The 22,751-nt window shown below is 31.3% G+C and carries 21 protein-coding genes and 3 pseudogenes; 14 read left to right on the top strand and 10 right to left on the bottom strand.

Annotated features, from left to right (window positions below; translation table 11 throughout):
* Positions 1–61: 61 nt before the first annotated feature.
* From AJ936_RS10575 to AJ936_RS04880, 8 genes and pseudogenes are all read right to left on the bottom strand, one after another.
* Positions 62–679: pseudogene (locus AJ936_RS10575) on the bottom strand (bacteriohemerythrin).
* A 138-nt stretch (positions 680–817) separates the two neighbouring features.
* Positions 818–1,474: a lactate utilization protein C gene (locus AJ936_RS04910; RefSeq protein ID WP_070274136.1), complete on the bottom strand. Its 657-nt coding sequence runs from the start codon at positions 1,472–1,474 to the stop codon at positions 818–820.
* The gene (locus AJ936_RS04905; protein ID WP_070274135.1) at positions 1,467–2,906 is read right to left on the bottom strand and encodes a LutB/LldF family L-lactate oxidation iron-sulfur protein; all 1,440 of its coding nucleotides are present in this window, start codon (positions 2,904–2,906) and stop codon (positions 1,467–1,469) included. Before AJ936_RS04905 ends, AJ936_RS04910 begins: the two co-directional genes overlap by 8 nt.
* Positions 2,903–3,643, bottom strand: a complete 741-nt coding sequence (locus AJ936_RS04900) for a (Fe-S)-binding protein (protein WP_074470023.1) — start codon at positions 3,641–3,643, stop codon at positions 2,903–2,905. The genes AJ936_RS04905 and AJ936_RS04900 overlap by 4 nt, the downstream gene beginning before the upstream one ends.
* 119 nt (positions 3,644–3,762) lie before the next feature.
* On the bottom strand, positions 3,763–5,445 hold the full coding sequence (locus tag AJ936_RS04895) for an L-lactate permease (protein ID WP_070210398.1): 1,683 nt from the start codon (positions 5,443–5,445) through the stop codon (positions 3,763–3,765).
* A 171-nt stretch (positions 5,446–5,616) separates the two neighbouring features.
* Positions 5,617–6,182 (bottom strand): annotated as a pseudogene (locus tag AJ936_RS04890) (cytolethal distending toxin subunit A/C).
* 10 nt (positions 6,183–6,192) lie between these two features.
* Positions 6,193–6,818, bottom strand: a pseudogene (locus AJ936_RS10345) (cytolethal distending toxin subunit B family protein); the annotation flags it as partial.
* Positions 6,819–6,834: 16 nt separating this feature from the next.
* A complete protein-coding gene (locus AJ936_RS04880) occupies positions 6,835–7,023 on the bottom strand; it encodes a hypothetical protein (protein ID WP_002932941.1) in 189 nt (62 codons plus the stop codon).
* 160 nt (positions 7,024–7,183) lie between these two features.
* On the opposite strand from AJ936_RS04880, the gene AJ936_RS04875 reads away from it, so the two are divergent.
* Genes AJ936_RS04875 through cydB form a run of 3 tightly spaced genes read left to right on the top strand, consistent with a single transcriptional unit; the run spans position 7,184 to position 10,104 of the window.
* Entirely contained in the window at positions 7,184–7,417 is a 234-nt protein-coding gene (locus tag AJ936_RS04875; RefSeq protein ID WP_002860921.1) for a DUF4492 domain-containing protein, read from the top strand.
* Entirely contained in the window at positions 7,418–8,980 is a 1,563-nt protein-coding gene (locus tag AJ936_RS04870; RefSeq protein WP_070274134.1) for a cytochrome ubiquinol oxidase subunit I, read from the top strand.
* Positions 8,980–10,104, top strand: coding sequence for a cytochrome d ubiquinol oxidase subunit II (cydB, locus tag AJ936_RS04865; protein ID WP_002881266.1), 1,125 nt, complete (start codon positions 8,980–8,982; stop codon positions 10,102–10,104). The genes AJ936_RS04870 and cydB overlap by 1 nt, the downstream gene beginning before the upstream one ends.
* 193 nt (positions 10,105–10,297) lie before the next feature.
* On the opposite strand, the gene AJ936_RS04855 is transcribed toward cydB, so the two are convergent.
* Both AJ936_RS04855 and ung read right to left on the bottom strand, forming a co-directional pair.
* On the bottom strand, positions 10,298–10,993 hold the full coding sequence (locus tag AJ936_RS04855) for an aspartate/glutamate racemase family protein (RefSeq protein ID WP_044779849.1): 696 nt from the start codon (positions 10,991–10,993) through the stop codon (positions 10,298–10,300).
* A gap of 119 nt (positions 10,994–11,112) precedes the next feature.
* Positions 11,113–11,808, bottom strand: a complete 696-nt coding sequence (gene ung, locus AJ936_RS04850; RefSeq protein WP_070274133.1) for a uracil-DNA glycosylase — start codon at positions 11,806–11,808, stop codon at positions 11,113–11,115.
* Positions 11,809–12,080: 272 nt separating this feature from the next.
* Between ung and aspA the strand changes: the two genes are divergently transcribed.
* From aspA to proB, 11 genes are all read left to right on the top strand, one after another.
* Entirely contained in the window at positions 12,081–13,487 is a 1,407-nt protein-coding gene (aspA, locus tag AJ936_RS04845) for an aspartate ammonia-lyase (protein ID WP_070274132.1), read from the top strand.
* Positions 13,488–13,503: 16 nt separating this feature from the next.
* Positions 13,504–14,841 (top strand): anaerobic C4-dicarboxylate transporter, encoded by a 1,338-nt coding sequence (locus AJ936_RS04840; RefSeq protein ID WP_070274131.1) that lies wholly within the window; start codon positions 13,504–13,506, stop codon positions 14,839–14,841.
* Positions 14,842–14,946: 105 nt separating this feature from the next.
* Positions 14,947–16,308, top strand: a complete 1,362-nt coding sequence (locus tag AJ936_RS04835) for a COG3014 family protein (protein ID WP_070233964.1) — start codon at positions 14,947–14,949, stop codon at positions 16,306–16,308.
* A gap of 9 nt (positions 16,309–16,317) precedes the next feature.
* On the top strand, positions 16,318–16,686 hold the full coding sequence (locus tag AJ936_RS04830; protein WP_002881373.1) for a YcfL family protein: 369 nt from the start codon (positions 16,318–16,320) through the stop codon (positions 16,684–16,686).
* Between the two features lie 23 nt (positions 16,687–16,709).
* On the top strand, positions 16,710–17,333 hold the full coding sequence (gene lpoB / locus AJ936_RS04825) for a penicillin-binding protein activator LpoB (protein WP_002851945.1): 624 nt from the start codon (positions 16,710–16,712) through the stop codon (positions 17,331–17,333).
* A gap of 81 nt (positions 17,334–17,414) precedes the next feature.
* Positions 17,415–18,752 carry a DUF6844 domain-containing protein gene (locus AJ936_RS04820; RefSeq protein WP_002881375.1) on the top strand — a complete coding sequence of 446 codons (1,338 nt, stop codon included), beginning with the start codon at positions 17,415–17,417 and terminating at the stop codon, positions 18,750–18,752.
* Positions 18,753–18,761: 9 nt separating this feature from the next.
* Positions 18,762–19,964 carry a CsgG/HfaB family protein gene (locus tag AJ936_RS04815; protein ID WP_002881377.1) on the top strand — a complete coding sequence of 401 codons (1,203 nt, stop codon included), beginning with the start codon at positions 18,762–18,764 and terminating at the stop codon, positions 19,962–19,964.
* A gap of 158 nt (positions 19,965–20,122) precedes the next feature.
* Complete coding sequence (rplU, locus tag AJ936_RS04810) at positions 20,123–20,431, top strand: 50S ribosomal protein L21 (protein ID WP_002778820.1); 309 nt, start codon at positions 20,123–20,125, stop codon at positions 20,429–20,431.
* A gap of 10 nt (positions 20,432–20,441) precedes the next feature.
* Positions 20,442–20,696: a 50S ribosomal protein L27 gene (gene rpmA / locus AJ936_RS04805; RefSeq protein ID WP_002800974.1), complete on the top strand. Its 255-nt coding sequence runs from the start codon at positions 20,442–20,444 to the stop codon at positions 20,694–20,696.
* A gap of 106 nt (positions 20,697–20,802) precedes the next feature.
* Positions 20,803–21,840, top strand: a complete 1,038-nt coding sequence (gene obgE, locus AJ936_RS04800; RefSeq protein WP_002860931.1) for a GTPase ObgE — start codon at positions 20,803–20,805, stop codon at positions 21,838–21,840.
* A gap of 122 nt (positions 21,841–21,962) precedes the next feature.
* Entirely contained in the window at positions 21,963–22,718 is a 756-nt protein-coding gene (gene proB / locus AJ936_RS04795) for a glutamate 5-kinase (RefSeq protein WP_002871097.1), read from the top strand.
* Positions 22,719–22,751: the final 33 nt, after the last annotated feature.

Below are 22,751 nucleotides of genomic sequence, written 5' to 3'. Positions count from 1 at the left end.
TTAAATTTCCTTCTTTGTCTAACTTATACTTTATTTATTATTTTAACGCATAAATAGTTAATTAGAAATTTTCTGAATATTTTTTATAAAACTGTATGGCTTCTTTACATTTTTTACATTTAAATTTTACACTCTTAAGTTGAATTTTTTGATGAATTCCAAAAGGTACATCATACATTTGTCCTATGCATTCACATGTATAAAGATAAACTGCATTTTCATCATCTTTTTCTTCTTTGACTTCTTCAAAGCTTACTTCCCCATCATCTTCAGAAGCTAAAGAAGATCTTCTGTATTGTTCAACTTTCGTATCTTCATAGAGTATATGTTCTAAAAGCCATTTTTTAGAAACTGTGTAAAGCTTCTCTTTTAAATCATTAGTGGTTTTTATGTTTTGTATAAGATAAGACATATCATGAAGGATATTTTATGCATGATTTTGTGTTCATTTAAACAAGGATAATGAATTTATTGCATATAATCTTCTTCGTTGCTAAAATGTTCTTTTATTATAATTAAAAAGTTCTATTAAAATTTCTTTTAACTCATCTCTTTGAACAAATTTATAAACCATATTTTCTATTTTTGCTGCAAGTTCAAAAAGTTTTTGCTGTTGAATGTCAATCATTGTGTCATGAATACTGTATTTTTCATTCCAAGTTGGAATTAGTTTATCCAAAAGCACCTTCTTTAATTTTTGTATTTAAAATTAATTTCATATATTTGAGTGAAATATTATATTTTTTTTATATTTGTTAATATAAAAAATATATATAATTAATATTAAAAATTAAGACTTACTGATTCTAGTATAGAATCAGTAAATAATAATATGTGCAATTTGTGGCCCATGAACACCAAAAACAGTGATAAGTTCTATATCTGCTGTTCTTGAAGGCCCTGCTATAAGTAAGATATTAGTAGGTAAGATTTCATTTTCTTTTTTTACCAAATTTAAAGCCTCGCTAAGACTTTTAACAACATTTTCTTTTTTAAGTAGCACTATACAAAGTTTAGGTGCAAGGCTTAGCATTCTAGGTTGAGTTTTGCTTGAAGGTACAAGTGCAACTCCGTGAGAGCTTACCCCTGCTCTTGCATGAATGATGGAAAAATCACTATGAAAAACCTCAGATCTTAAATTTTCGATTTCTTTATCAAAGCAAATCTTTTTTTCTGCTTTGATTTGTTCTAAATTTAAATTTAATTCCGCCCCATAAATCATACTTTTAAAGCTATATTTTGCGATAATTTCATTGATTTTTTCTTCTAAGGTGTCTTTTGTAGCATTTTCAACGATATATTTGTTATCACTCATTTTTTGTTTCATTTCTGCAAGCATATCTTGGGTGGTTTGGATATGTTCTACAGGATCTATACTTTCAATGCGTGTGAACGTTGTTTCTTTGTAAGCTTTTTTAAGATGTTCTAAAATGCTTGCTTTACTTTTGCTTGAAATTTCATCGATTTTACTCATAGCTTACTCCTTCTAGTTTTTGCACTTCTTTATAAAGATCCATTTTAATTTGAGGTAATTCTTTAAAAGCGTACCATTTTTTAATCACAGGCAAAACGCTTGCGAAATTTTGTACCGTCCAGTTAAAATAATGTGCTTTTGAAAGTGAAAAACGCCATTTATTACCATTGGTTGCGATATTTTTAAATTGTTTAAAAGCAAAGGCTTCTAAGGCATTGTGATGAACATTATTTGCTCCTAAAGGTGGATTTTTACCTTGTCCTATTTTATCACATCTTAATTTGCGAATAAGATCAGCCAAAGGAATTTGCACTGGACAAACTTCAGAACAACGCCCACAAAGTGAACAGAAATTTAAAATATCTCCTGTATGATCTATACCAAAAATATTAGGACTGATTACTTCTCCTATAGGTCCTGGATAAGTGGTTTGATAGGCATGTCCACCGATTTGATCATAAACAGGGCAAAAATTCATACAAGCCCCACATCGAATACAACGCAAAGCCTCATAATAATCCTCATGAGCTAACATTTTAGAGCGATGGTGATCAAATAAAATCACATGCACTTCTTTAGGACCATCTAAATCCCCATTTTTTCTAGGGCCTGTGATGATATTGTTATAAGTTGGTATAAATTGTCCTGTGGCTGAAGGAGTGAGTAAAGAAACCATAGTAGCCGCATCTTCAAAGCTTTCCATGACTTTTTCTATGCCGCAAAGTGCGATATGAATATCAGGTGCTGTAGTGCACATTCTACCGTTTCCTTCATTTTCTATAAGCCAAAAAGCCCCTTCTCTTGACATGGCAAAATTGACCCCACTAAGTCCAAGCTTTAAGTCTTCAAAATCTTTTCTTAAATGTTCTCTAGCTACCGCATTTAAACTTTCAGGTTCATCGTTCTCTAAATTTGCTCCTAATTTTTCTTTGAAAATTTCTCCGATTTCATGGCGGTTTCTATGTATAGCAGGTACAACTATATGTAAAGGAGGCTCTTCATTAAGCTGTAAAATAAGCTCTCCAAGATCGGTTTCTATAGCTTTTAAACCTTTTTTTTCTAGGTAGTGATTTAGGCCTATTTCTTCGCTTGCCATAGATTTACCTTTTAAAAGCTTGGTAATATTTTTTTCTTTCATGATTTCATAGACGATTTCACAGGCATCTTCATCACTACTTGCCCAATGCACTTTAATGCCATTTTTTGTAGCATTTTTTTCAAATTCTAAAAGCCTTTCTTCTAAACTCATTAAGGCATTGTTTTTAGCTTGTTTAGCTTTAGCTCTTAAACCCTGCCAGTCTTTAAATCTAGCATCAATAACATTGAGTCTATTTTTTTGTAAAGTATGCATGGCAGTCATTAAATTTTCTTGCATTTGCTTGTCATTGAGTTTAATTTGAACGATTTGTTCGTGAGGAATTTTTTGACTCATAGTCTTTCTCCTTCCAAGCGTTTAAGTAAAAAGTCATATAAATGTATGCCTTTTATATCTAAACCCATTCTTTTCATTGTGCCGTCTATGTTTAAAAGACAACCTCCATCGCCACTGATGAGATATTTTGCACCGCTATTTTGTATATCTTTAATTTTACTTCTTACCATAGCATTTGAAATTTCAGGCTCTTTTACTGAAAAAGTTCCGCCAAAACCACAACATTCTTCCTCGTATTGAAGTTCTACTAATTCTACATTTTTTAGTTTTTTGATAAGATTTTTACTCGCTTGTATGCTTTTTTGCACTCTTAAAGCATGGCAATTAGAATGCCAAGTTACTTTTATAGGTGCACCTTTATCTTCATAATCTACTTTTAAAACTTCATCAAGGTATTGTGAAAGTTCTATGACTCTAGAGCTAAAATCTTTGACTTTAGAAAATTCAGGTTTGTTTTTAAAAAGTTCTTTATAGTCATGACTCATCATACCCGCACAAGATCCGCTTGGCACAACGATGGGGTAATCTTTATCAAATAAATCCACATTATATAAAGCAATCTCACGACTTTCATCGAAATAACCTGAGTTAAAAGAAGGTTGAGCGCAACAGGTTTGATTTTTTTTAAAAATCACTTCAATACCTTCACGCCTTAAAAGTTTTATTGCATTTAAAACGCTTTGTTGCATAGCAGCACTTCCTAAGCATGTGGCGTAAAAATACACCTTTTTCATGATCTCTCCTTTTGGGATAATTTAGGATAAATATTTTAATCCTGTAAAAATAAAAGCAAAGTAAATTTTCCAACAAATATTCTAAAAACGAATATTTGTTGAAGCAAAACTTAAATTTTTAATTATTTCACTATAGCTTCAGGGATGATTTCTTGTAAGAAAAAAGCTATAATGCAAGTCCAAATTCCTATTAAAATAATAAAAGCTACAGAATATTTTAATGTGAATTTGAAAAGATCAGATTCTTTTCCTACAAGCCCAACTGCTGCGCAAGCTATAGCAATGCTTTGTGGACTGATCATCTTTCCAACGACTCCACCTACTGAATTAGCTGCTAAAAATAAAGCTTCACTAACACCTAGTTTTTGAGCACTTACTTGTTGCAAGGTTCCAAAAAGTAAATTAGCACTTGTATCAGAGCCTGTTAAAAATACCCCTATCCAGCCAATGATTGGTGAAAAGAAAGAAAAAGCATCACCTGTATGTGCAAAAGCAAGTCCTAAAGTAGTGCTCATACCACTATTTTTAGAAATAAAAGCAAAAGCCACAACTAAACCTATGGTGATACAAGGTATAGCCATTTCTTTTAAAGTAGCCCAAAAGCATTCTGCTGCATCTTCAGCTTTGATTTTTAAAATAGCTATAGTTAGAAAAGCGGCAAGTAAAATCGCTGTTCCTGCTTGAGCTACGGTTTTTCCATTGATTAAATCTACACCCAAGGCCAAAGATAAAGGCTTAGCTTCTCCTATGCCTGTGATAGAAGGGCTTAAAATTCCAGTTGTGATATTGCTAAATTGTAAAGTAATGCTTGTATAGCTTAAAATTCCGTCCTTATCAAAGAGAGCTTTAAACCAAGGTTGTGTCCAAATGATAATACAAACAATAAGTAAAATAAAAGGCGACCAAGCTTTTAAAATTTGATTAAAACTTAAGGTGTTATCTTGAGTGAAATTGCTTTCATTATCAAATCTAAAAATATTTTTTGGTTTCCAAAATTTTAAAAATACAGTTGTAACCGCTAAAGAAACTACAGCTGAGATAATATCAGGTAATTCTGCTCCTAAGTGATTTGAGCTTAAAAATTGAGTAGTTGTAAAACTTAGTGCCGCAACTAAAATAGCTGGAAAAGTTTCTTTAACGCCTTTAAATCCATCCATTAAAAAAACTATGAAAAAAGGTATAGTAAGACTTAAAGGAACTAGCATTCTACCTACCATGGCAGAAACTGAATGCTGTTCTATGCCGACAAGATTTGCCATAGCAATAATAGGAATTCCCACCGCACCAAAAGCAACAGGAGCGGTATTTGCGATAAGACAAAGTCCTGCAGCTTGCAAAGGACGCAAACCAAGTCCTACTAAAAGTGCAGCAGTTATAGCCACAGGGCCACCAAAACCTATAGCACCCTCTAAAAATGAACCAAAACAAAAACCTATTAAAATCACTTGAATTCTATGATCTGGAGTAATACTCATCACGCTTTTTTTAATGATTTCAAAAGAACCCGACTTAATAGAAAGTTTGTAAAGAAAGATTGCCGCAATGATAATCCAAGCTATAGGCCACATACCATTTGTAAAGCCTTGAATAAAACTTGCGCCCACTAAATTCCAAGGCATTTTATAGGCAAATAAAGCTACCAAAGTAGCAAGTATAACAGTTAAAAAACCTGCTTGATAACCTTTAAGTTTTAAAACAACCAAACAAACTAAAAAACATAGTATAGGTAAAAATGCCACTAAAGCACTTAGCCAAATGTTTGAAAAAGGGTCGTAAACTTGTTGCCATGTTAAAATTTGCTCCAATTTTTCCTCCTTGATAATTATTTATGTATAAATTTATTGTAACAAAAAATTAAATTAAAATAAAAAAATTATAGAGTAAAGTAAATTACATTGTGTTATTATTGATTATTTTGTGTATTTTTGTAATATCATAAATATTAAATAAATATAAAAATAGAATAAGAAAAAATCTTATTCTAAAGGGGTAGAAGCTGTTAAAGGTGGAGTTATAATCATTAGTTCGTTTACTTCATAAAAAATTAGGATCTAAGGTGCAAGGGGCTATTCTAAAGCATTTTTGTGTAGGAATATTTGGATTAAAAAGTTACCATACATTCATCAGATTCCAAAACTAAAGAACAAATTTGCACAGCTGAAGTTGTTGTTGGCATTATAGAAAATACAGTTTCTAGTTTACTATCTTTTAGATTATCTTGACAAGATTTTGCTCCAAAGGTTCCATCTTCTAGGATGGTCAAACAAAGATCGCTTTCTTTTGGATTTGTAAATTGCACATAACCAAAAGGAAGTTCATTAGCTAATTTATCTTTTTGTTTTAACTCATTGCTTAAAACAATTTCTTTAATATTCCAATTTTGATCAATAGGATCTTTTGAGATATCTCTAAAGGCACTTAAAAAAATTCCCGTTTCCAAGCTTCTTATAGAAACCATTTCGGTAAAATCTTTCAAATCTCCAGTAGGAGTTGCAAAGGCTAAAGTTATAAACATAAAAAACAAAGTAATAATTTTTTTCATATTAAATGTCCTAAAATTTTCTAAAATTTACTGGAAAATGATCCGAAACTATATGAGATCTTAAACTTGCAAGCATTAAAATCGCAGCTAAAAGCGGTGGAGTATAGGTTTGTTGTCTATTTGAATTTCCTGTAATTGCATAATCAAGAGTCCCTCCGTTTGCTTGAGTTGCACTAGTTGGAAAAACCACTCTAATTTTATTTGCTAATCCTCTATCCACTGTATTTGTTATAGTAGAAGGATCACGGTTAAAATCCCCTGCTATCATCCAGTTAGCTTGAGGTATATTTACAAAATGTGTATTTACGGGCTGTGATAATTGCTCCTACATCTGTTCCTTCATTGGCTAAAACATAGATATTGAAAAAAGCATCACTTCCATCGCGAATTCCTATAATGGGTCTTGAAACTATAGCTAAATTTACACGATTAGCTCCTACATCAACGCGAGAATAATAAATTAAAAACCCTATCAGGTCTTGAAAGAGTCCTCAAATTCTACTCATATTCGTCAATAGGCGTTCCACCTTGTTGCACATGGCGTCCTATTGGAGTGGCTATTCTTAGTAAAGTTCCTATTTCTTGTATCATTAAGATATCTAAGGGGTTTGCTCCACTTGCAAGTTGTTTTATTGCATTATTGTTGATGCTACTAGTTAAAGGTGGGGTAAATAGGAGTAATAAGTACTAAATCAGCATTGCTAATTAAACTTGGAATTTCTTGATTGGTAGGAAAAATAGGTTCAAGTCCTAATTTTAAAGAAAAAGAATTAGTATCTTCAAATTCTCCAAATGAACGCCCCAAAGGATTTACATTTTCAAAATTTAGAAGAACATGCATTAAAGAAAAAAAATCATAAAAAAAATAAAAACTTTAATTTTTTGCATTAAAAACCTTGATTATGTATTTAAATTTTTTAAGAAAATAATAACATAATTTTCATTATAATTTTCCGCTTCTTAAAATGTTTTATTTTGTTGTTTTTAAAGGTAGAATTTACATGCATCTTAAACACTTATATTTTAGTATTTCTCAAATTTTTAATTTTTACAAAGAAGGTTTTAAAAATTTAACTCTTGGAAAGACCCTTTGGAAAATTATCTTTATCAAACTTTTTGTTATGTTTGTGATTTTAAAACTTTTTGTTTTTGATGTAAATTTTAATTCTATTTTTAAAAGCGACAAAGAAAAAAGCACTTTTGTACTCAAAAATCTTACACTCGAAGGAAAATAAATGAACGAACTTAATAGCGTTGATTGGTCAAGAGCGCAGTTTGCTTTAACTGCACTTTATCATTTTTTGTTTGTGCCTTTAACCTTAGGCTTATCTTTTATCATTGCTATCATGGAGACTATCTATGTAAAAACTAAAAATGAAAGATGGAAAAAAATCACCAAATTTTGGCTTTCATTATTTGCTATAAATTTTGCTATCGGTGTAGCTACAGGTATTATAATGGAATTTGAATTTGGAACAAACTGGGCAAATTATAGCTGGTTTGTGGGAGATATTTTTGGTGCACCTTTGGCGATTGAAGGTATTATGGCATTTTTTTTAGAGGCTACTTTTTTTGCAGTTATGTTTTTTGGCTGGGATAAAGTAAGTAAGGGTTTTCACTTACTTTCAACTTGGTGTGTGGCTATAGGAAGTAATCTTTCTGCTTTTTGGATTTTAGTGGCAAATGGTTGGATGCAATATCCTGTAGGAATGAGCTTTAACCCTGATACAGCAAGAAATGAAATGCAAAGCTTTTTTGAAGTAGCACTTTCTCCTGTGGCTATTTCAAAATTTTTACATACCATAGGCAGCGGTTATGTGATTTCAGCTTTATTTGTAATAGGAATTTCAGCTTGGTTTATGTTAAAGGGACGCCATACTATCGAGGCTAAAAAAAGCTTAGTTGTAGGAGCTAGTTTTGGTTTGGTTTGTTCAATCTTTTTGTTTTTCAGCGGAGATGAAAGTGCTTATCGTGTAACTCAAACTCAACCTATGAAACTTGCAGCTATGGAAGGGGTTTATCAAGGTGAACATCGTGCAGGACTTGTACCTTTTGGAATCTTAAACCCTAAAAAAACCATAGATAATAACGAAAGTGTGTTTTTATTTGACATTACTATACCTTACGCTCTTTCTATATTAGGAAACCGTGATCCAAATTCTTTTGTTCCAGGAATTGAAGATTTAATCTATGGAAATGAAAGCAAAGGTATAGAACCTATGCAAAATCGTATCGATAGAGGAAAAATCGCTATACAAGCTCTAAAAGACTATAAACTTGCTAAAGAAAACAATGATACAATAGCTATGGCAAATCACAAATCTATTTTAGAAACTCATTTTAAAGATTTTGGCTATGGATATCTAGAAAAACCAAGCGATACTATTCCGCCTGTGGCTTTAACTTTTTATAGCTTTCATATCATGGTTGCTTTAGGAAGTTTTTTCTTTTTACTTTTCATCGTTACTCTTTATCTTACTATGGCAAATGATATTGAGAAATTTAGAAAAGTACTTTGGGTGTGTTTATTATCCATTCCATTGGGTTATATCGCCGCTGAAGCAGGCTGGATTGTTGCTGAAGTAGGCAGACAACCTTGGGCAATTCAAGACTTACTTCCTGTACATATCGCAGCAACGCAACTTGGAAAAGTCAATGTTCAAATTTCATTTTGGATTTTTGCAGTACTTTTTACAGCCTTATTGATTGCAGAAGTTAAAATCATACTTACTCAGATTAAAAAAGGTTTTGACGCACATGCAGGGCATACTCCACTTATGGGCAAAGGAGAAAAATGATGTTTTTTGGTTTAGAACTCGAAGGTTTGCAAATTTATTGGTGGTTGATTTTAAGTTTGCTCGGCGGACTTTTAGTTTTTATGTTTTTTGTCCAAGGTGGACAAACTTTAATCGATGAGCTTAGCAAGGATGAGCTTGAAAAAACCATGCTAGTCAATTCTTTAGGGCGTAAATGGGAGCTTGGTTTTACAACTCTCGTACTTTTTGGCGGAGCTGCTTTTGCAGCTTTTCCACTTTTTTATAGTACAAGTTTTGGCGGAGCTTATTGGGCTTGGCTTTGTATTTTATTTTGTTTTATTTTACAAGCTGTGGCTTATGAGTATCGTAAAAAAGAAAATAATGTTTATGGCTCTAAAACCTATGAAATTTTTCTTAAAATTAATGGCTATTTAGGTGTGTTTTTAATCGGAGTTGCAGTAAGTAGCTTTTTTAGCGGTTCCGAATTTATCTTAAATGAGCATAATTTTGTTTCTTGGCAAAATCCTTTGCACGGCTTAGAGCTTTTACTCAATCCTTTTAATTATCTCTTAGGCTTAGCTTTGGTATTTTTAGCAAGGCTTTTAGGCGCAGCGTATTTTATGAACAATATCAATGATGAGAATATCAAAATAAGAGCTATGAAAAAACTTATGATCAATAGCATTTTATTTTTACCTTTTTTCTTAGGTTTTTTAGCGTGGATTTTCTTAAAAGATGGTTTTAGTGTAGATGCAAATGGAACTGTAAGCATGAGTGCGAATTTATATTTATATAATTTCTTAAATCAAATGATTTTTGCTGTTTTGCTTGTTATTGGTGTGATTTTAGTGCTTTTAGGTATGGTTCAAGGAGTAAAAGGTTGCTCTAAGGCTATTTTTACTCTAGGACTTGGAACGGTTTTAATAGTTTTTGCTTTATTATCAAGTATTGGTTTAGGTCAAAGTGCTTTTTACCCATCTTTAAGTGATTTACAAAGTTCTTTAACTTTAAAAAATGCAAGTTCAAGCTATTATACTCTAAGCGTCATGGCTTATGTGTCTTTGCTTGTACCTTTTGTTTTAGCTTATATTATCTATGTTTGGAATGCAATGGATAAGGTAAAAATCACACGCGAAGAAATCGCAAACGATGATCACGCATATTAAGGAGAAAAAATGTTACATGCTTTGTTTTTATTGACTTGGCCTTTAGTAATTTATCTAAGCTATAAATTTATAATGCTAAATATCAATCAATTAGAAAAAGATAGCAAACTATAAAGCAAGATAAGATTTAAACCGATATAAGTATAAATCTTTTCAAAATATTGCAATTTGCCCATTTTTGGGCATCTTTTAATCATAAATCTTTTAAAGCTTCATTAGCGGCATCAAGGGCGTGAATAAGGCTTGTGTCAAAAATTTTGATATTTGTATCATTTTTGGATATTAATAAACCAATTTCAGTGCAAGCTAAAAGCACTCCCTTTGCACCTTTTTCTTGTAGTTTTTTTATAATATTTAAATATTTTTCTTTAGATTCTTGCTTGATTTTACCCTTGCAAAGCTCATTAAAAATAATATCATTAACGATTTTTATATCTTCATCGCTAGGAATAATAACGCTAATATTTTCTTCAATAAGCATTTTTTTATAAAAATCCTGAGTCATTGTGTATTTAGTACCCAATAAACCAATTTTTTGTATGTTTTCTTGTTTTAAAGCCTTAGCAGAGCTTTTTGCAATATGCAAAATAGGGATATTTATGTTTTGTTGAATTTCATCAAAAACCTTATGCATAGTATTAGTTGCAATTATTATAAAACTAGCCCCTGCAAGTTCTAATTTTTTAGCACACTGAGTTAAAATTTGCGCAGCTTCTTGCCATTTATCTTGGCTTTGTAAATTTTCTATTTCTTCAAAATTAACACTGTAAAGTAAAATTTTTGCAGAATTTAAAGATTTTAATTTATCATTTATAGCTTGATTTATTGTTTTATAATAAGTAATAGTACTTTCAAAACTCATTCCGCCTATAATACCAATGGTTTTCATTTTTCTCCTTAAAAATTAATTTTTGAGTTGTTTTATTATAATATATTTCATAGAAATACGATTTATTTTTAAATAAATAAATGTATTTTAATATTTTTATTAAAATTTAAAATAATTTTTTAAACTATTTTCCAATCTACAGGAATTTTACCAACTTTTTTTAAAAATTTATTAGCCTTTGAAAAATGTTTACAACCTAAAAATCCTGTTCTAGCTAAAGGGCTTGGGTGAGCTGCTTTTAAAATCAAATGCTTAGTATTATCAATCAAAATCTCCTTGCTTTTTGCGTAATTTCCCCAAAGCATAAAAACAAGCCCTGATTTTTCATCGCTTAATTTATGTATTATAGCATCACTAAATTCTTGCCAACCCCACGAACTATGACTAGCTGCTTTATTTGCTTCAACGCTAAGAATAGAATTTAAGAGCAAAACTCCTTGTTTTGCCCAAGAGCTTAAATCTCCGCTTTTTGCTGGAGCGATGTTTAAATCATTTTGCAATTCTTTAAAAATATTATTAAGACTTGGTGGGATTTTTACATTTTTTGGAACCGAAAAACTAAGCCCCATTGCTTGGTTTGGTTGATGATAGGGATCTTGTCCTAGGATAATAATTTTAATTTCTTTTAAGGGACATAAATTAAAAGCATTAAAAATTAAATTTGCAGGCGGATAAATAATTATATTTTGATCAATCGCATTTAGGTATTGTTTTTTGATTTCTAGAAAATATTTTTTTTGAAATTCGTCTCTTAAAAATTCTTTCCAGTCATCATTTATTTTAATCTTATCTATATTTATTGTAATTTCTTCCATGTTATCCTTAATTATTTAAATTATTAAAAATTTTATTCTAGCAAAAAAAGCTTGCAAAAATATATTAATTTTTTTTGAAGTAAATAAAATTTTTTATATTAATAAAAATTAAATATAAAGACATAATAGGATATAAAAATACTTAATTTATTATATTTTGAAAGTATTTTAATTATTAACCAATTATTAACTAAAAATGCAATATCATTATTTTATGATTTAAATCAAAAATTTTTGATTTTAAATTAAAATACTTTTATGAAAGGTTCAAAATGGGAACAAGAAAAGAACATGATTTTATTGGGGAATTGGAAATCTCTGATGAGGTTTATTATGGAGTGCAAACTTTTAGAGCTGTTGAAAATTTTGATATTTCTCATGATAGATTAAAAGATTTTCCTCGCTTTGTTAGAGCTTTGGCTAGAGTAAAAAAAGCTGCAGCTATGGCAAATCATGAATTAGGTCTTTTGGATAAAAATATCCAAGATGCGATTATTAAAGCGTGTGATAAAATTTTAGAAGGCGGGTATTATGATCAATTTGTAGTAGATATGATCCAAGGAGGTGCTGGAACAAGTACAAATATGAATGCTAATGAAGTTATAGCAAACATAGGACTTGAACTTATGGGTCATAAAAAAGGTGAATACCAATATCTTCATCCAAATGATCATGTTAATTTAAGCCAAAGTACTAACGATGCTTATCCTACAGCTTTACACCTTGCTTTGCATGATTATTTAAGTGATTTGGCAAAAGCTATGGAATATCTAAAAAAAGCTTATGAGAGAAAAGCTGAAGAATTTAAAGATGTTCTTAAAATGGGTAGAACCCAACTGCAAGATGCTGTACCTATGACTTTAGGTCGTGAATTTAAAACTTTTGCCGTAATGATAGGTGAAGATATACAAAGAGTATTAGAAGCTAGAAAATTGATTTTAGAGATCAATTTGGGCGGAACTGCTATTGGAACGGGAATTAATTCTCATCCTGATTATCCGAAGGTTGTAGAAAGAAAAATAAGAGAAGTGACAGGTTTTGAATATACTGTGGCTGAGGATTTGATCGAGGCGACTCAAGATACGGGAGCTTATGTACAAATTTCAGGTGTTTTAAAACGTGTTGCAACAAAACTTTCTAAAGTATGTAATGACTTAAGACTTTTAAGTAGTGGTCCAAAATGTGGTCTTAATGAGATTAATCTTCCAAAAATGCAACCAGGTAGTTCTATCATGCCAGGTAAGGTAAATCCTGTTATTCCTGAAGTAGTTAATCAAGTTTGTTATTTTGTTATTGGAGCAGATGTAACTGTAACTTTTGCTTGCGAGGGTGGACAATTACAACTTAATGTTTTTGAACCAGTTGCAGCATATAGCTTATTTAATTCTATTGTAATGCTAGAAAAAGCAATGTATACTTTAGCTGATAAATGTATAGATGGTATTACTGCAAATGAAAAAATTTGTTCAGACTTTGTCTATAATTCAGTAGGTATAGTAACAGCTTTAAATCCTTATATTGGTTATGAAAATTCAGCTTCTATAGCTAAAGAGGCAATGAACACTGGAAAAAGAGTGGCTGATATTGCGCTTGAAAGAGGGCTTTTAAGTAAAGAACAAATTGATGAAATTTTAACACCATCAAATATGCTAAATCCTCACATGGAAGCTAAAAAATAGCATTTTAGGATTTAATATGGATATAATGATAATTTTGCAAGTAATCGTCCTTCTTGGGGCAATTTTTATCGGTATTCGCCTAGGCGGTATTGCTATAGGTTATGCTGGAGGATTAGGTGTAGTTATACTAGGACTTGTTTTAGGTATGAAACCTGGTAATATTCCTTGGGATGTTATTTTAATTATTGCTGCAGCTATTGCAGCAATTTCTGCTATGCAACAAGCAGGTGGACTTGATTATATGGTAAGGGTGACAGAAAAAATTTTAAGATCAAGCCCTAAATTTATAAATTATTTAGCTCCAGCTTGTGGATGGTTGCTTACAATCTTAGCAGGAACAGGAAATGCAGTATTTTCTTTAATGCCTGTTGTAGTTGATGTTGCAAAATCTCAAAACATAAAACCTAGTGCTCCACTTTCATTAATGGTTGTTTCTTCACAAATTGGAATCACTGCTTCTCCTGTGAGTGCAGCTGTGGTTTATATGAGTGGCGTTTTAGAGCCACTTGGATGGAATTATCCAACTTTAATTGGAATTTGGATCAGTACAACTTTTATAGCTTGTATGCTTACAGCTTTTATAGTGAGTTTAATCACTCCTATGGATTTAAGCAAAGATAGCGTTTATCAAGAACGCTTAAAAGCAGGACTTGTTAAAGATGCAGGAGCTATTTTACATGGTGAAGATAAACCAGGTGCTAAACTTTCAGTAGGAATTTTCTTGATCACTGTTTTGGCAGTTGTACTTTATGCAACCGCAATTTCGAGCAATATTAAATGGATCGATCCTGTTGTGGTTCCAAGAGATGCAGCTATTATGAGCTTTTTACTTACTGCAGCAACTTTGATCACTTGGCTTTGTAAAGTTGAACCAGGTAAAATTCTTGACACTAGTGTATTTAAAAGTGGTATGACTGCTTGTGTTTGTGTTTTTGGTGTAGCATGGCTTGGAAATACTTTTGTTGCAGGACACGAAGCTTCTATTAAAGAAGTAGCAGGCGACTGGGTTAAACAAACCCCTGCTATGTTAGCAGTTGCATTTTTCTTTGCAAGTATGCTTTTATATTCTCAAGCAGCAACCGCAAAGGCTATTGTACCTGTAATTATCACCGCTTTAGGAATTTCAGCAACAAATCCGCATGATTCTTATATGCTTGTAGCTTGTTTTGCAGCAGTTTCAGCACTTTTTGTGCTTCCAACTTATCCAACCTTACTTGGCGCTGTGCAAATGGATGATACAGGAACGACTAGAATTGGTAAATTTATATTTAATCACTCTTTCTTTATACCAGGAGTTTTAGCTATTGCAATTGCTGTAGCATTAGGCTTTGTATTAGCTCCTATGCTTATTTAAATCAAACCCTAGGTTTTTCTCCTAGGGTGAAAATTTTTTCATTAGTTTTTAAGTATATACTACGCTATAATATTCATTTTTAATTTTCTTTAAGAAAGGAATTTAATGAAGATAAAAGTTGGGTTGATTTTTTCAGGTATTGTTTGCCTTTTTTTAACAGCTTGTGTTAATCAGGTTAAACAAAATACAACATTTGAAAATGCTTTAACACAAAAATATTGTGGTGATGATTTTTTCAATCAAAATTTAGAAAAAATTAAAAAAAATGATGATGTCATTTATACAGGATTAAATGCAGGTTTGATTGCTAGAAATTGTGGTGATTTTAACAAAAGTAATGTATTTTTTGATGCTGTGGAAGAATCTTATAAATATGATGTGGATTTAGAAAATGTAGGCTCTAAAGCAGCTAAATTTGTTGGTACAACCTTGCTTAATGATACTATAGTTGATTATGATGGTTCTTTATATGAAAGAATTATGGTTAATATATATAAAGCTCTAAACTATATGGAAGAAGATGATTATGAAAATGCAAGAGTTGAGTTTAATCGTGCTTTAATGCGTCAAGATAAGGCAAAAGAATATTTTGCTAAAGAAATTGAGAAAAATCGTGCTGATTTAGATAAGGCAAAAGAAGATAAAAATTATGATAAAAATATGAATGAAAACTCAAAAGTTATAGAAGCACAATACGATAACTTATTTAAAGAGTTTGATACAACAAAAAATTTCATAAATCCTTATGCGACTTATCTTGCTTCAATATTTTTCTTTATGGATAAAGATTATAGAAAAGCTGCAGATTTATTTAGAGAAGTAGCTATTATTTATCCAAAAAATAAAACTATCAAAAAAGAGGCTAAAATTTTTAAAGAATATGCCACAAAAATAAAAGTCAAAAAAGCTAAAAAATATGTTTTTGTAGTTTATGAAAATGGATTTGGTGTAGTTAAGGATGAATTTGCTTTAACCTTACCTTTTATAGTGGATAAAAAAATTATTAGCACAAATATTGCTTTACAAACCTTGAAAAAAAGGGAAGCTTCTTTTGCAAATTTAAATATAAATGGTCAAAATACAAATGATTTTGTAGATTTAGACAATATTGTCGCTACTGAATTTAAAATAAATATGCCTGCAATGATTGCTAAAGCCTTAGCTCAAACTATAATTAAAACCACTTTAAATGTAGCTGTTGCAAATAATGACTCTACAGGTGGATGGCTAAGTCTTGCAACAGCAGTAGCAACTGCTGCAACCAACAAAGCTGATGTGCGTTCTTGGAGAGGTTTACCAAAAAGTATTGCCATAGCAACAATAGAAAACGACGGAAATTTAGAAATCAAAGATCCACAAGGCAATATTTTGTTTCAAAAATCATTGGATAAAAATAAAAATGCTCTTGTTGTAGTGCGTTCTTTTGCTCCGTATTTACCTGCAAGTGTTGCTATCATGGAAAAATAAGGCTAAAAGATGAAAAAAATTATTTTATTTATTTTAATGTTTTTACTTAGTGCTTGTGCACCAAGTTATCAAATAAATTCAAATCAAAATACTGTAATTTTAGGTTCAAATTTACCAAAAAGTTTAGTAAAACAATTTCAAAAGCGTATAAATAGCAATGGTTATTTAGAATTTGAAGTGATTTTACGCAGTACTTTTGCTAAAGATGTAATTTATAAAGTAGATTGGTTAGATAAAGATGGTTTTGTGCTAAGAGATGTTTTAAATGAGGATTATCAAGCCCTTAGAATTCCAGCAGGACAAGAGGTAATTCTTCGTAAACTTGCATCTGATACAAGAGCGAAGGATTTTAGATTAGAAATTAAAGCAAAAAATTAATCTCATTTTAGGAAGGATAAATCATGAAAAAAACAAAAATTTTAGGAACAGCTCTTATTGGAGCTTTGCTTTTTAGTGGTTGTGCGCAAACAGCTTATACAGATGGAAAGGCAAGTCAGGTAAAAAAAGGCGATGCTTTAACCTTGGGTCTTGATAGACAAGATTTTGAAAGTGCAGCTGAAACTATGATAAATAGTATGTTAAGCGATCCTGCTTTTGCAAATATTAAACCAGGTACAAGAAAGGTTATTGCTATTGGTAGGGTTGTGAATGATACCCCGCAAAGAATCGATACTGAAAAACTCACCGCAAAAATCACTTCTGCATTAAGAAAATCAGGTAAATTTGTTCTAACTTCGGCAGTTGCTGCAGGCGGAGCGCTTGATAGCATGAGTGAAGATGTAAGAGAATTAAGAGATAATGATGAGTTTAATCAAAAAACCATAGCAAAAAAAGGGACATTGGTATCGCCTGATTTTTCTCTTGCGGGTAAAATTAGACAAGATAATGTAAAACTTAGCAATGGTAAAACTCAAGTAGAATACTTTTTCTTACTAAGACTTACTGATTTAACATCAGGTTTAGTTTATTGGGAAGATGAGCAAACTATTGATAAAACTGGTTCTAGTAAATCAGTTACTTGGTAAAATAAAAATTAATTTATGAATAAAATTTTTAGCTCAAGTGTTTAGCTTGAGCTTTTTTTATGATTTTTAAAAGGATATGAAATGAAAAAAATATTATTTATTGGCTCTTTAGTTATGGCAAGTTTACTTTATGCACAAGGTTCCCAGCCTGTAGAAATTACACAACAAGATATAAATACTCAAAATGAAATGTCTGATGCAAGTACTAAGGATATTACCCCAAAATCAATTGAAGATTTTTTTGAAGAATTTGCCGATAATTTCGGTATAGAATATGGTATAACCAAAGATGGAAAAACTTTTTATACGGGAAAAAGTACTGTTGCTGTAAATGATACTGATCCACAATTTGCACAAGCTTTACAAAATGCTTACCAAAAAGCAATGTTAAATTTACAAAGCGAATTTATAAGAGATGTTTTTGGAAGAATTGCTACAAGCAGGATTCAAAATTATGAAGCAGATAATTCTACTAATGCTAAAGAATTTGATGAATTGCCAAAAGGTGATAAGGTTGATCAAATTTTAAATAAACTTACACAATTAGCTGGTGCTCAGCTTGATAAGGCATTAAAAGATTTAGGTATAGATACAAATTCTTTAAGCGAAGACAGAAAAAAGACTTTATTAAAGCAAGAATTTCTTAATAAAACTATGACAAATGCCATAGGTTCTATGAGTGGACTTGTTCCTGTGCAAACTATAGTTACACAAAGAAGAGGTGAGTATGATGTAGGTGTTATTGCTGTTATTTCCAATAAAACTCGCCAATTAGCAAAAGATATGGCACTAGCAAGACAGAGTGCTATTAAGGGTAAAGGCAAGGCAATAAGTGAGTATCTGCCAAAAGATACAAAAGGCTTTTTAAATGAATATGGAATTCGCTTAGTTTATGATGAAAATGGTGCACCTATTATTTTAAGTTATGGAAACTGGGGTTATGTAGCAGATTCTAGCAATGCTAAAAAAACAAATATTTTAGAAGATAGAGCCAAAGAAACAGCACTTACTATGGCTGATGCTGCTATTATAGAGTTTATTAATACAAATTTAAGTCTTAAAGATGAAAGAACAACTGGTGATACTTACGAGGAAATTATCAAACAAAGTATTAATGTTAATGATAGTTCCACTCAAGAACAAACTCAAAACATAACAAATATTATTGACAAAGTAAATAGTAAAATAAAAGCAAGCGCAAGCGGTAAAATTCGTGGTATTCGTACTCTTAAAAAATGGAGCTATACAAGTGAAAATGGTATTGAACATGTAGGAGCTGTGAGATTTTATTCTTATGAAAATTTAGCCAACACAAATGAGGCTTTAAATTCAAAGTCAAATGCAACAAAAAATGAAGCTAAAAAATCTTCTAGCATACAAAGAAGTTCTAATGTTGTAAATAGCATGGATGATTTTTAAAGGTAAAAGATGAAAATAACTAAAATTCTTTTTTTAGGCTTATTTTTAAGCCTAAGTCTTAATGCTAAAGTTATAACCACAACTTCAACAAAATCAAGCACAGGCGAAGGCACAGGTTTGACTAGGGAAGATGCGATAAACAATGCCATTATAGAAGCTATAGGAAAAATGAGCGGAGTAAGCATCAATTCTCTTAAGAAATCTAACACTAGCGTTTCAACTGATAATTCAGGTTCAAACATACAAGATAATTACAGCGAGCAAATTTCAAAAGCCACCAAAGGTAGAGCCGATACTTATGAAATCAATAGTGTTGAACAAGATGCAAATGGTAAATATACAGCCAATGTAACGATTTTTAAAACCACAACAACAAAAAAGTATCAAGTTCCAGGTTTAAGTGCAGATAATAGAAGAAGTATTACTGTTTTTGATTCTACTCCAGATGCTGCAAAAAGAGGCATAGGCTCAGCTTTGCAACAAAAAATCATTTCTGATTTATTGCAAAGTCGTAAATTTAATGTTTTAGACCGTGATTCTAGTGGCTATTATGAAATGGAAAAAGCTTTAATCAAAAGTGGCGACGCAGCTAGTGATGAAGTTTATAAACTTAAAAATGTGTTAGCAACAGATTATATTTTATTGTTTTCTATTTCAGGACTTGAAGGTAAGCAAAAAACAAGCAATTTAACAGGAAAAAGCAAAACTGAAATTGAAGTTATCGTAGATTATCGTGTGTTTTTATTTGCTACAAGACAAATTAAATTTTCTAATACTTTAAGTATGAAAGTTAACATTAAAGACGATAGCCTTAGCGCCAATGAAGCTGCACTCAAACAAATTGCAAATCGTATTGCAGGAGATATTTTAAATGCAATTTATCCTTTGAAAGTTGCAAGCGTTGAAAACAATGAAGTAGTATTTTCTCAAAGCTTAAATCAAGGTGATATTTATGAATGTTTTGCTCTTGGGAAGGTTATAAAAGATGCTTATACAAAAGAAAATACAGGAAGAGTAGAAAGCAAAACAGGAAGTATTGAAATCACTCGCACAAGCCCTAAACTTTCTTATGCAAAAATCACAGAAGGTAGTGTAAAAGTAGGCGATATTTGTAGACCTTTAATTGGTAGCAATAGTGGAAATGGTTATACTATAGGTCGTGATGCAAATTATGAAACCCAAGAAGGTGGCGGAGTAAATCTAGGCTTTTAAATTTTTAGAGTTTGATTTTTCTCAAACTCTAAATCCTTTCTTAAATTCATCAAAAATTAAAGAAAAATTTTGTAAAATCAAAATTTTATTAAACCACTAAAGCTTTTAAATCCGTTATTGCGGTGCTTTATGGTACTACCAATTTATAAGGAAAAGCAATGTATGCTATTATCAAACACAGCGGAAAGCAATACAAAGTAAGTGTTGGCGATGAGCTAAAACTAGATCACTTTGAAGCTGAAAGCAAAGCAAGTATTGAAGTAAGCGAAGTTCTTGCTATCAATGATAAAGAATTAAAGGTAGGTGCGCCTTTCGTAGCAGGTGCAAAAGTTGTTTTGGAAGTGATCAATCACGGAAAAGATAAAAAAGTTGTGATTTACAAAAAAAGACGCAGAAAAGATTCTAAACTCAAACGCGGTTTTAGAAGACAATTTACTCGCGTTGTAGTAAAAGATATCAAAGCTTAAGGAGTAAAGAATGGCACACAAGAAAGGTCAAGGTTCAACTCAAAATAACCGCGATTCTATAGGTCGTCGTTTAGGTGTTAAAAAATTTGGTGGCGAGTTTGTTAGAGCTGGAAATATCATCATCCGCCAAAGAGGAACTGCAACTCATGCAGGTAACAATGTAGGTATGGGAAAAGATCATACTATCTTTGCTTTGATTGATGGTTTTGTAAAATTCGAAAGAAAAGACAAAGACAGAAAAAAAGTTTCTGTATATCCTGCATAAGTTTTTAGGACGCTTTTTAGCGTCTCGAAAACTTTAAATTTATAAATTTAACTTCTTTTATTTACTCAAATTTAGCTTTATAAATTTAAAGTCAAAGGCAATTTAAATGTTTATTGATAGTGTTAAAATTACTTTAGCTTCAGGCGATGGTGGTAAAGGTGCTGTAAGTTTTCGCCGTGAAAAACATGTTCCACTTGGTGGCCCTGATGGAGGCGATGGTGGAAATGGTGGCGATATTATTTTCGTATGTGATAATAATACCCACACTCTTGTAAATTTCAAAGGCAAAAGAGAATTACGCGCACAAAATGGTGCTGGTGGAATGGGACGCAATAAAAATGGCAAAAAGGGTGAAAATTTAGAACTTATAGTGCCCGAAGGAACGCAAGTTATCGATGCACAAACTAATGAAATTTTACTCGATCTTACCAAAGAAGGACAAAAAGAGCTTTTTTTAAAAGGTGGAAAAGGTGGACTTGGCAACACTCATTTTAAACACGCCACTAATCAACGCCCCGATTACGCACAACCTGGTATAAAAGGAGAAAGTCGCTTAGTTAGACTTGAACTTAAACTTATTGCCGATGTAGGGCTTGTGGGCTTTCCAAATGTGGGAAAATCTACTCTTATAAGCGTTGTTTCAAATGCAAAACCTGAAATTGCAAATTATGAATTTACCACCCTTACTCCAAAACTTGGACTCGTAGATGTAGATGAGTATAATTCCTTTGTTATGGCTGATATTCCAGGGATTATCGAAGGAGCAAGTGGGGGTAAAGGCTTAGGACTTGCCTTTTTAAAGCACATAGAAAGAACGAGCTTTTTACTTTTCGTGCTTGATCCTATGAGAGAAATGCCTTTAAAAGAACAATTTATAGTACTAAGAAAAGAACTTGAAAAATTTTCCAATGAACTTTTTGGGCGTAAATTTGGCATCATGATTTCAAAAAGTGATAGTGTTAATTTAGGAGAAGAATTTGCCGAGCAAATTGCTTTAAACATTAATGAGTTAGAAAATTATCTCAAAGAAATAAATAATCCGCAAAGCTTTTTAATCAAAGTCTCAAGCCTTGAAAAAACAGGACTTAAAGAACTTAAATTCATGCTTTTAGAAGAAATTAAAACTTTAAGAAATAACAAATAAAAATTTTAACAATCTAGGAAGTGTTTTATATTAAAAATTTCAAACACTCCCTATTTTTTCAAAAAATAACTAGTTTATATGAAATTTTGGCTAAAATTATAAAAATTTTTCAAGGAATAAGCATGAAAAGAATAGTTGTTAAAGTGGGTTCTCATGTGATTAGCGAAGAAAACACTTTAAGTTTTGAGCGTCTTAAAAATTTAGTCGCATTTTTAGCTAAACTCATGGAAAAATATGAAGTGATTTTAGTAACTTCAGCGGCTATTTCAGCAGGACACACCAAACTAGATATCGATAGAAAAAACCTCATTAATAAACAAGTTTTAGCCGCTATTGGACAACCTTTTTTAATCAGTGTTTATAACGAGCTTTTAGCCAAATTTAATAAACTAGGTGGACAAATTTTACTTACAGGTAAGGATTTTGACTCTAGAAAAGCTACCAAACACGCAAAAAATGCTATCGATATGATGATAAATTTAGGAATTTTGCCTATTATCAATGAAAATGACGCTACAGCTATAGAAGAAATTGTCTTTGGTGATAATGATAGCTTAAGTGCTTATGCTACGCATTTTTTTGATGCGGATTTGCTTGTGATTTTAAGCGATATTGATGGATTTTATGATAAAAATCCTAGTGAATTTAGTGATGCAAAGCGTTTAGAAAAAATCACTCATATTAAAGAAGAATGGCTACAAGCAACCATAAAAACAGGCAGTGAACACGGAACAGGCGGTATAGTAACCAAACTTAAAGCAGCTAAATTTTTACTTGAACACAATAAAAAAATGTTTTTAGCAAGTGGATTTGATTTAAGTGCGGCAAAGACATTTTTATTAGAAGATAAACAAATAGGTGGAACTTTGTTTGAGTGATTAATTTATTAAATTCTCTTTTAAAATCAAATA

This window comes from Campylobacter sp. BCW_6877, assembly GCF_001762445.1.
GTDB classification, from domain to species: domain Bacteria; phylum Campylobacterota; class Campylobacteria; order Campylobacterales; family Campylobacteraceae; genus Campylobacter_D; species Campylobacter_D jejuni.
This window is presented reverse-complemented; position numbering and strand designations above follow the sequence as displayed.